The sequence below is a fragment of the Nostoc sp. WHI genome (assembly GCF_015714725.1).
Classification (GTDB): Bacteria; Cyanobacteriota; Cyanobacteriia; order Cyanobacteriales; family Nostocaceae; genus Nostoc.
In genome coordinates this window covers 24,881-34,180 of sequence record NZ_WBKM01000049.1, presented here as the reverse complement: position 1 = coordinate 34,180, position 9,300 = coordinate 24,881, and the positions used below count along the sequence as shown (strand labels likewise).

Below are 9,300 nucleotides of genomic sequence, written 5' to 3'. Positions count from 1 at the left end.
CCCATGCCCCATGCCCCATGCCCCATTCAATTATGAAGCAGTGCTTCGGGAGAATTTACTGTCTCTTCTGTTATGGAAGTTTCACCTTCCAATCCATTGATTCGACGATAAAAATCTTGGAGGTAATTTAAATCCTGGGCAAAAAAGTTTTCTACTATTGCCGGATTTATTTCAGATAAAGCACCCAAATGGGTAATTACTCGCGACAAGATAATAATTGTGGCATAAACCGGATTAGCTTTAACGCGTGGGTCACGCAAGGGTGCAATCTCGTCTATCGCCATTGATAACCGCATTACACCTTTGCGGTGGAGGTTGCCTTCAGAGTCTAGATACCCCTTTGGCAGTATAAATTCAAACTCTGTTGGAAACATACTCCTCCTAATTACTTCACGCGTTTAAATTCCTCAAAAGCAACCTCCACTTCCTCAATTTCGATGTCATGACTGCGGGCACTAACATCGGCAATTTTGTAACTTGCAGGCCAAGCACCGGCTAATTCAAATCTAGCTACTTCTTGATTTGCCTGATTATAAATAGACAAAGCAACAAGTCTACGTTGCTCAGACCACTTACCCTGTTGGACTTTTTCAAACCACTTCCAAAAATCCATAGAGTTGGTGATACCTCTACGCAAAGTGAGATTGCCACTCTTAGCATTGCTAGGAAGCTTAGTTCTCACCACCTGACCTTTTGACTGCCCTTTTGTACCCCAGGTTTGAGAAGTAACTTCAGAAATTTCAATTACCTCTTGTGTTCTTTTGAAGCCCTGACACTCCAAAAAAAAGCAATTGGCATCGTTTTGACCTTCTAGTGTCAGCTCTAAATAGAACCGATGGGCTGTAAGAACTTCTGGAATTCTGCTTGCGGATTGTACCACTGTTGATTACTGCATAAGCTAATTATTTGATTCGTTTAATTCCTTCGTGAACCAACTCAACTGTTTCATTCGCCATATCACCACCAGAGGCAGTTAAGGTAGGGCCAGTGTATTTACAAGGATAACAATTGACAATATTCCACCGTGCCTTTTCAGAACCTTGTTGGTCGTAAGCAACCACCGAACCAGTTTTACGATTCTGTGACCACTGACGAGGGTCGCCCATGTCTTCGTTACACTTTTGATACCAACTATAAAGGTCTATATCATCAGTGGCGATGACTTTTACTGTGATGTTGGTAAATTTAACAACCGTTGGTGTAGCTTGGCGCATGAGTTTAGCGCCCTTAGATGAGCCGTGGACTTCTTGGGCTGGGGTATTCTCAACGCCTAGTCCACTAATCTCTTTGATAAATTTATCCGTAATTCCATCAGCCTCGAAGTAGAACTTACAAGAGGTTAAAAATTCGCCGGCCATACTTTTAGACTCCTTTGTGTGTAATTAATTTGGGGACTGGGGGAGAAGTTACAGTCAACATTTCATTAGACCTCTTGCATAAATAATTTTTTGTCTCACGCAAAGGCGCAAAGGCGCAAAGGAGAAAGCGAAAAGAAGGACTTTTGCAAGAGGTCTATTAATTCGTAGCGAATTCTCCGCGTTCCTCTGCGCTTACCTCTGCGCCCCTTTGCGTTAAAATTTTAACCCTCAATTCGCTACGATTTTACGCAAAGCTGTACTGATTGCTATTCGCTATCCTCAATACCATTCCATTGGCTGATGCGGAAAACAACAAATTCAGCAGGTCTGACGGGACAAACTCCCACTTCAATATACAAACGACCTAAAATTCTGGTTTCTGGTGGGTTCAATTCTTCGTCGCACTTTACATAGAATGCTTGTGCTGGAGATGCCCCAAACAAAGCACCTTCACGCCAAATACGTTCTAAAAAATTACTGACGGTACGTGTGACACGCGCCCATAAATCTTGGTCGTTCGGTTCAAAAACTACCCACTGAGTCCCCAGTTCTAGGGATTTTTCGATATAGCTAATGAGCCGACGCACACTGATATAACGCCACTCTGTCTTGTCTGGCTCAACTAGCGTGCGTGCCCCCCAAATGCGGATGCCTCGGTTGGGGAAACTGCGAATGCAATTTATCCCCAGGGGGTTTAATAGTTCTTGTTCGCGAAAATTGGTATCATAGCCTAAACCAATTACGCCTCTGGGAACTTCATTTGCAGGCGCTTTATAAACTCCTCTGGTTTCGTCAGTACGGGCCCAAACACCCATCACATGACCACAAGGAGGTACTAGAATTGGATTACCCCGATCGCGTGGATTAGGAACTTTAATCCAGGGATAATAAAGGGCCGCAAACATCGAACGACGGTTAAATCTGTTCAACCACTCCACCACTTGTTGAGGTTTGACGGCATCCGGTGGCGCATCCAGTACAACCATGCGGTTGGGCGGATTGGGAATATCGCCACTAGCAGAACCCTCGCACATACTAATCATCAGTTCGATGATGCCATGAACTTGATCTAAATTAAGTATCTGCTCTTGATAAGCCCGCATCACATCAGGACAGGCTAACATCGTGATTTCATCAACTTCAAAGATACCGCGTACCCCGGTGCGATCGTCTCGAACCCCTTCTAAATTTTGTGAAAATCTATCGGGTGTGGTAGCAACAATGGGCGGCGCTAATTCATATTGACCGTTAACCGGACGCCGAGCTAAGGGCTGTCCGCTTTGAGTAACGTCTTCTACAGTGATATACATCGAATTTCTCAATGCCGCCACTGCATAAGTCGCTGTTTGAGCGCCAGGCTCGCGGTTCATCGTCAAGTTCTCATATTGCTCTAGAAGTTCATCTCCCCGACGAATCTGAATTGTGAAGTATTCCCCTGTATTTGGCGGAGCTTCTCCTTCAGTACCTTCAGGTAGAGCGCGGGGCGAGCCATCAATAATGATGATATTTACTAATCCGCCTGCTGCTTGTTCAGGGCGCAAAGTAAAGCGGAGGGCTGGACGATTGCCTCTAGAGTTGATTCGTAGGTTAGCCGGTTCTGGAGTCGCGGGTTTGGGTGCGCCTGGTAACTGAGTACCAATGCTTGTCACCCAGCAGCGACCACCGCCATTCATAAAGTAGCCGTAAACTGAAAAGGGTAAATAGGCGTTGAAGTCGGTGAACCCATCAGAGTTGGGACGGGCAAAATAGTTGAGATATTGCGTCCAAGTTGTCACTAATGCGGGTTTATATAACTCAGCCCCACCACGAACATCTTCTGTAAAGCCGACAAATCCCGCAACTGCGGTGCTAACACCTTCAATCGGCCGGCTACCCCGGTCAATTTCTTCGATATAGACACCAGGAGCAAAGTAATCAAGTCTAGCCATGAAAGTCTCTCCAAGTCAGTAAAAATCTAATTATTCAGGAGTTAGAAATATTTCTTTGAAAGTATGACTTTGGTTATCTACCAAGGCATTGACGTTTTGGGGTAAATAGCCAGGATGATTCAGAATCAAAACATAATTACCTAAATGAAGGTCTTCAAAGAAGAACAGCCCTTCTTTAGTTGTTAATATGGATTTTTCAGTTCCTCTGACAGTCACTTCTGTCGCTACCAACGGCAGATTTGTCACCGCACTTTTGACAATACCCGCGATCGCAACTCGCCTAGTTAATACTAAACTGTCACTATCACGAGACATTTGATTTCGTAAATTGAAAATTCGCTCCCAAACCAAAGGCACTGAAGTCGGTTGTGGCTCGAAGGGTATTGTAATTGTCAAATATAAGGCTGAACGCAATGGCACATTGAGAGCGCTCCATAAGGAGCCAACCTCAATTGGCGGCTCTAGGGCAACTGTCATATTCAAATTCCCATAGCCTCGTAATTCAGGAACCAAAAACTCCTCTTCCAAAGTGCGATGGCGCAATAGCACGGTCAACGCTTCACTGATAAAGTGATGCTCACCTAAAGCTGTTCTATCCCACGCTGTTAATAGCAGCGAAACATCAAACCAAGCGGGTGCCCAATTTACAGTAGCAGGTTGTAGAGAGCGTGTTAGCTTGCGTTCAACTTGCCTACCAGAATGTTGTACCTGCTTACTCTCACGTATATCATAAATGTATAAATTGAGAGTCGGCCCTGCTCCCTCTTCCCTTCGATTACCAGGATGGCTAAAGTCAATTTGTTCTGTACTGGTAAGTGAGGTTCCTCCAGCTAAAATTTCGGCTAAAGTTTGAAGAACGAAGATAAGCATGAAGGTGTTGTGCTGGTAGCTAATCCAGATGCCTCTAGAGTATCTGTATGAGCCTTCTAAAGTTAATTAGACTTTTGTCGATATTTTTTAGATGGGGCATTGGGCATGGGGCATGGGGCATTGGGAAATACTTACTGCAACTTCCTCCCTGCTCCCCCAGAATGATGATTGAGGAGGCTGGAGGATATTAGTTTTTCAACAATCCGAAAAGTAGCAACTTCAGTTTGTAGATTAGTCTGGAGCGACGAAAAACCCACCCTAGTAGTCGTCCATACATTTAATAATTCTTTGTATGAATTATCTAACAAGATAACTTAACAAAAAATAAACATTACTGAGACTGCATAATTTTATACTGATTAAAATAAGAGTAAAAATATTTTGTTGCAAAAGGCAAGTGAAGCTATGACACTAGGCTTTTCTCTACAAAAACTAGAAAATGGCTCTAATTGTTTGAGTTCCTCAGACATCCAAAGCTTTTGTCAGCTAGAGTCTGAGCAGTTAACTAGTCAATATCCAATTTTTTTCGCTCGGATTGTTTATCATGATTGCTTCCTGAAAACTCATCAGGAGGTTATAAATTATGGTCAAGACCAAGCTACCTTTTCCAAAAAAACTTTAGCTTATTTGCGCTCAGAAGCATGGCTTACAGATTTTCCGCCTGCTTTTACTTTACATAAGTTTAGACTTAAAGATTTTTCATCTATTTCTTACATTTGCCCCATAGCCTACAGAAATCAAAAGCCTGAATACATTCAAATTATTACTCATGAACCTCTATCATCCAGTTTGCAACTATACGTAAAACGCTCTGCGATGCTTTTGAGTAAGTATGTAGATATTTCTTTAGACTATGGAAGACAAAAAACTGAAATTCAACTACTAGAAGATATCTTGCATCGAGTCGGTCATCAATTGCGTAACTCTCTAGGACTTATCGGATTGTATGCACATAATTTATGCTTAGGATTAGAAGATAGTCCTTGGCAAGAGCAAGCAACAATCATTGGCGAAAGCATACAAGATTTAGATACTAATTTAAATGAGCTTCTTGATTGTGGACAAAGTGCAAAATTAAGGATGACACTTCAAGATTTAAGAAGTTTAGTAGTTGAAAGTATCACAAATTTACAACCTCTAATTAATCAGAAAAAACTTAAAATATCGATTCCTGATACATCAACAATACTGAGATTAGACAGATTGCAAATAAAACAAGTATTTGATAATATCCTCAGTAATGCTGTTCATTTCAGTCCTAATTTAGGAACTATTACCTGTAGCTGGCAAATTTTTCAAGATGAAGTCTTAATCAAAATTGCAGACCAAGGTCTAGGACTATCTCAAGAGGATTTGCAAAAAGTATTTACCCCATTTTATTCCCGGCGTCGAGGAGGTACAGGGCTGGGTTTAACTATTGCTAAAAAAATTATTCTGGATCATCAAGGAAGTATTTGGGCGCAAGTTTTGTCAGAAAGTGGAGCGCAATTTTCTATGATTCTGCCTCGACCAAGAACTGGATAAATAATTCGTAATTCGTAATTCGTAATTCGTAATTCGTAATTCGTAATTCGTAATTCGTAATTAATAAAGATGAATAATGATCATAAGAAACTTACAGTTTTGCTGGTAGATGACGAAGAACGCTTTCGCCAAGGGTTACGTACTCTCCTCAATTTTTATAGTATTAATTCTGCGTTACCTGTAGAAGTTGTGGGTGATGCTGATTCTGTGGAGCAAGTTTTAAAATTTACAGGCCAGAAATGTCCAGATTTAATTTTGCTGGATATGCAATTGAAAGGATGTGATGGGATTACAGTTCTGGCACGTCTCAAAGAAACTGCTTATACTGGCAAGGTTTTAGTATTGTCGGCTCATCAAGAAGATGACTGGATTTTTAGAGCAATGCAGGCGGGAGCCGCAGGTTATGTGTTTAAAAATCGTTTGGCAACACAACTGTGTGAAGCTATTGACACTGTTACAAAGTCGGAAATTTATCTACCTTCAGAAGTTGCTAGTCGATTTTTCCGGTTTTTTCAGGCTTATTCAGACTCTTGTGTAAAAGCATGTCATGAAGTGCATTTAACCGAAAGAGAGCAAGAAGTTTTATACTGGTTAACTCAAGGTGCTTCTAATGAAGAAATAGCGAAGCGTCTATATGTGACAGTTGCTACTGTTAAGGCGCATCTCACAAGTATTTTTGAAAAATTGAAGGTTACTAGCCGGACTCAAGCTATTGTGGCTGCCCTCAAGTTAGGATTAGTTCACGCTTGAGCGCGACAGAAGTAATCAGCGCAATTCACGAAACTCTTTGTATATGCCTTCATTTGAATCTTTTTATCAAGAATACCCCTGCTCGTACAATTCTCCCTTAAATTGCGATCGCCCCTTCCAAACGGCGCAACAAATCAAGGGTGCTAAGTTTTGCTTGGAATGTGGTTTTCCAGCCACTTTACCGCAGGAGGCTGAGATTAAAGGAAATCAGGGTACTTATCAGATAGCTAGTTTTGTCGGTGTGCAGGGTTTAGGCCGCTTATACTCAGGTATCCAACTCAAGGATAAACAGCCTGTAATCATCAAAGAATACCTGCTACCCAATCGTTGTTTTAATGAAAGCGAGACTCTGAAGCGGAAAGACACTTTTAAACGAGTAGGTGGAGTAAGTTTAGCCGATAGTAGAATTCAAAACTTCCGTTTAGTGGAAACTAGAGAAGCGATCGCAGATGATAAAGGAGAACGCTGCTATTTAATCACTAAAGGAATAGAATCATCCCAAACTTTAGCTAAATATCTGATAGAGAAGGGAGCAATGACATCTCCTGAGGTGCGTGAGGTACTAAATCAAGGTTTGCAAACTCTCCAGTTTCTCCACACCCAAAAGCTGCGTTTTCCCTCAAACCAAATACAACTAGGTATAACTCACGGCAATATTAGTTTAGATAGTACTTTGATTAAGGTAGAAAATAATCAAAAGTTTTCTATATACTTTTGTGATTTAGCTATCTGGGAAAACTTATTTATTCCCCCCATTATTGCTCAACCCGCGCCCGCTAGACCAGAGCAAGATTTACAATCATTAGGATTGGTAGCCTTTTATTTATGGGTAGGAAGGACAACTAATTTATCTTCTCACCAGCCTTTAGATCCGAGAGATAATCAACAATGGCCAGATACCGATAGCCATTTAAAACAGTTTATTTATCATTTAATTGGGCTGGAAACTCCTTTTGACAGTGCAGAAGCGGCTCGCCAAGCACTGCTACAACTTCCCAAAGAAGATCATGGCAATAGTTCAGTAAAATTGCGATCGCCAGATGATCAAGTAATAAAAAAACCTTTGCCAATGCCCTTAATTCTGCTGGGGATTCTGGCTTTATTACTACTTGGCGGGGGAATTTGGTATTGGCTTTGGGGTAATAAACCAGATAGCCCTAATAAATATATCCAATGGTCTAGACTTGTGCGAAATTTCTCCGAAGTCCCAAACGTTCCTTCTGGACAATTTACTTACACAGGAGAAAAAGATGGTACATGGAGCTATATTTTGACACAACCAGTAGACAATAGTCGTTTAGGAGATTTATTAACTAGACCCAAGCCAGATGCAACAGCAACGTATAACTATGAATCTATTTTATCATCAGATGTAAACAATCCTATTAAAAGTATTAAAGAAGTACAACAAACAAGCACAAAAGACTTTGCAATTACTAGTTTAGGAGATAAAATTACAAATAACCTATCTAAAAAATCAGTCGCTTATGATGGGTTACTTGTTTTTGTAGCATTTAATAAGAGAGACTCAAATCTTGCTAATGCTCTTGGGGGGCAAATAAATCTTGAGCAATTGCGTCAAATTTACACAGGTAAAATTACTAATTGGCAGCAGATTAGTGCCAAGCTTCCAAATCTGACTGTGAAACCTTTTGCCCCAACTGAACCGGAAGCAATCAGTAAATTTCAAGAAATAGTTCTCAAAAACGCTCCTCAGGACGAAGCTTTATTTGCAGCGAAAGTTACTAAACTTGATACAACAAAGACCCAAAACCAGATACGTAGCGAGACTTTAGAGGGGCGAACCACTGGTATTATAAGTTTTGGCATTATCAGTAAAACTTGGAAACAGTGTACTGGCTATCCCCTAGCGATCGCAGATGGCAAAAAGTCAGCTATTCAACCTCTGTTTCAACGGCGCTCACGCCGCTCAATTAATCCCTCAGATGACTTGTGTCAACATGATGATTATTATGTTGATGTCACAACATTCCAAAGCTATCCCTTGGGATACCCTATTTTTGTAGTGTACCCTAAAGACAGCAGCCGCCTGCCGGGTGGTTCTACATTTGCCCAGATGCTAACTACTCGTCAGGGTCAGTGTTTACTTAGTAAAGTAGGTCTTGTAGCTTTACAACCTATGCCCGATGATATAAATTCCTATGCCTGCAAATCGGTGCCCTAATCCCAGTTGCGAATATTTTAACCGCGCCCTGCCTAACAATGCTAAGGTTTGTCCCTGGTGTTCCACTCCTGTGGGTAATGTAGTTGCCCCTACACCACAACCGCCTAGTCAACAACCACCTAGTCAACAACCACCTATTCAGTATCAGCGGCCAGCAACAGACCAACCTAACTACCAAGTTCCCCAACAAGCCCCCGTTGATTATTCAACAGTCTATCAGCCGAGGGTTTCTCATCCACCAACACCACCTGTTTATACTCCTCCGCCTCAAAGAGCGCCACTTTTAAAGCTGATTCATACCACGGGAAGAGAATTTAACCTCGTTGGGGAAGGAGGTTATATTGGTCGCCGCAGTCAGAGTTCAGGAATAGCGCCGCCAGAAATTGACTTGACTGGTATTCCCAGTGAGGGAATAGTCTCTCGTCGTCATGCGCGGGTCGATTGGGACTGGTCGCAAAATTCATACATGATTGTTGACATGAGTACAAATGGTATTTATTTAAACAACAATCCTTTGACTCCTGGTATGCAATATCGCCTACTTAACGGTGATGTACTGCGATTTGGTCAGGATAATCTAGTTAATTTCACGGTATATGTTGTGTAGCAAAAGTTAAATTTTGTAATGAGCAAGCGATCGCACTAGAACAGCTTGGCAAAACAGCTAGAAAGGGTAGTTGATCAG

9 protein-coding genes are annotated in these 9,300 nt (G+C 41.6%); 4 read left to right on the top strand and 5 right to left on the bottom strand.

Going from position 1 to position 9,300, the window contains the following annotated elements:
• Nucleotides 1–26 precede the first annotated feature (26 nt).
• The 5 genes from F8S12_RS04955 to F8S12_RS04935 all read right to left on the bottom strand — a co-directional run bounded on the left by F8S12_RS04955 (nt 27) and on the right by F8S12_RS04935 (nt 4,156).
• Nucleotides 27–374, bottom strand: coding sequence for a hypothetical protein (locus tag F8S12_RS04955; protein WP_196515215.1), 348 nt, complete (start codon nt 372–374; stop codon nt 27–29).
• Between the two features lie 11 nt (nt 375–385).
• On the bottom strand, nt 386–880 hold the full coding sequence (locus tag F8S12_RS04950; protein ID WP_196515213.1) for a phage tail protein: 495 nt from the start codon (nt 878–880) through the stop codon (nt 386–388).
• 22 nt (nt 881–902) lie between these two features.
• Nucleotides 903–1,358 (bottom strand): phage tail protein, encoded by a 456-nt coding sequence (locus F8S12_RS04945; protein WP_196515212.1) that lies wholly within the window; start codon nt 1,356–1,358, stop codon nt 903–905.
• Nucleotides 1,359–1,624: 266 nt separating this feature from the next.
• Nucleotides 1,625–3,286, bottom strand: a complete 1,662-nt coding sequence (locus F8S12_RS04940; RefSeq protein WP_196515211.1) for a phage tail sheath family protein — start codon at nt 3,284–3,286, stop codon at nt 1,625–1,627.
• 30 nt (nt 3,287–3,316) lie between these two features.
• A complete protein-coding gene (locus tag F8S12_RS04935) occupies nt 3,317–4,156 on the bottom strand; it encodes a Pvc16 family protein (protein ID WP_196515210.1) in 840 nt (279 codons plus the stop codon).
• Nucleotides 4,157–4,561: 405 nt separating this feature from the next.
• On the opposite strand from F8S12_RS04935, the gene F8S12_RS04930 reads away from it, so the two are divergent.
• From F8S12_RS04930 to F8S12_RS04915, 4 genes are all read left to right on the top strand, one after another.
• Complete coding sequence (locus tag F8S12_RS04930; protein WP_196515208.1) at nt 4,562–5,680, top strand: sensor histidine kinase; 1,119 nt, start codon at nt 4,562–4,564, stop codon at nt 5,678–5,680.
• 69 nt (nt 5,681–5,749) lie between these two features.
• Entirely contained in the window at nt 5,750–6,430 is a 681-nt protein-coding gene (locus tag F8S12_RS04925) for a response regulator transcription factor (protein WP_196515207.1), read from the top strand.
• 43 nt (nt 6,431–6,473) lie between these two features.
• On the top strand, nt 6,474–8,615 hold the full coding sequence (locus tag F8S12_RS04920; RefSeq protein ID WP_196515206.1) for a substrate-binding domain-containing protein: 2,142 nt from the start codon (nt 6,474–6,476) through the stop codon (nt 8,613–8,615).
• Nucleotides 8,593–9,222: an FHA domain-containing protein gene (locus F8S12_RS04915; protein ID WP_196515204.1), complete on the top strand. Its 630-nt coding sequence runs from the start codon at nt 8,593–8,595 to the stop codon at nt 9,220–9,222. Before F8S12_RS04920 ends, F8S12_RS04915 begins: the two co-directional genes overlap by 23 nt.
• Nucleotides 9,223–9,300: the final 78 nt, after the last annotated feature.